This window comes from Subsaximicrobium wynnwilliamsii (assembly GCF_007997225.1).
GTDB classification, from domain to species: Bacteria; Bacteroidota; Bacteroidia; order Flavobacteriales; family Flavobacteriaceae; genus Psychroserpens; species Psychroserpens wynnwilliamsii.
This window is the reverse complement of sequence record NZ_VORM01000104.1, coordinates 1-1,015: the sequence shown is the minus strand read 5'-3', so window position 1 is coordinate 1,015 and position 1,015 is coordinate 1. Positions and strand designations below refer to the sequence as shown.

Below are 1,015 nucleotides of genomic sequence, written 5' to 3'. Positions count from 1 at the left end.
GATTGTTCAATTCTATTCGACCATATGGAATTCAGAATTTCATCGCTCAATTCGGCAATCTCTTTCTTTAATGATTTTTGGAATATTTTAATCAACTCTTGGTTTTTTTTTAAATGTGCCACAACGTCTCCGTATATGAAACGTAGCGTGTAAAAACACACTATCGTTTCGGATTATACACGAGCCAATTTTTTATTTTTTCTATTTATCTTTAATTTTCTAAATATACAAAAATAAAAATTTGGTGGACTTAATAAAGAAGCAAAAACCTCTCGTAAAGCCTGTAATAGCTATGTTTTATATACATTGTTGTGCATAGTGCTTTTCACGTTCTGCTTGGTTTTCCGCTGTTTATTATTTAGTTCTGCATTGAGCGTTGGCAAGACATACTCTTTTGCAATTTTGGGCTTGTGCGTTGGCTGTAGCGAATTGCAAATGTGTATGGCTTTTAGCGTTGGCTTTTCATTACCTAATGATACAATCAATATAAACAGGTAAATGGTCAGAAATTGTTCTTGCTTTACTCAAATTACTGCATTCACCTACAAAATCTATTTTTCCAGAATTTATTAATTCTATGTTCTGTGTGTCATAATATATATTATCAATTGAGTGATTTAAATATTTGTTTCTTTTACATTTCTTTTTCAAAGTTGTAGGTGAGTTTTCAATTGCGGATTTATAGCCCAGATTATACAAATCATCCCATACTACGTGTTTTTCATTTAAATTAAAATCACCTAAAATGAGTATTCTATCAGATTTAAGCCTTTTTGAATAATCTTTAAAATAAACAATTTCATTTTCAGGATTTTCAGAATGGACACGAGAATGAAAATTTATTTGTATATCCGTTTAGTGTCCATTAGCTGTAATGCTTGCTATTACTAGTCTATCAAAGATTCGCTCACCAAAATATCTTCGATTTAACTTGTAAACAAACTCGTTTAGATAAAGTTGCAGATATTTTTTCTTGATTTTATGGTACGTTCCTGTAAAATTCCGTTTAGCATTA

General features: G+C 30.2%; 1 protein-coding gene. It reads right to left on the bottom strand.

The annotated features are described in order from the left end of the window. Positions 1-855: 855 nt before the first annotated feature. On the bottom strand, positions 856-1,015 hold a 160-nt coding region (locus ESY88_RS20695), incomplete at its 5' end, for a transposase (RefSeq protein ID WP_147089840.1).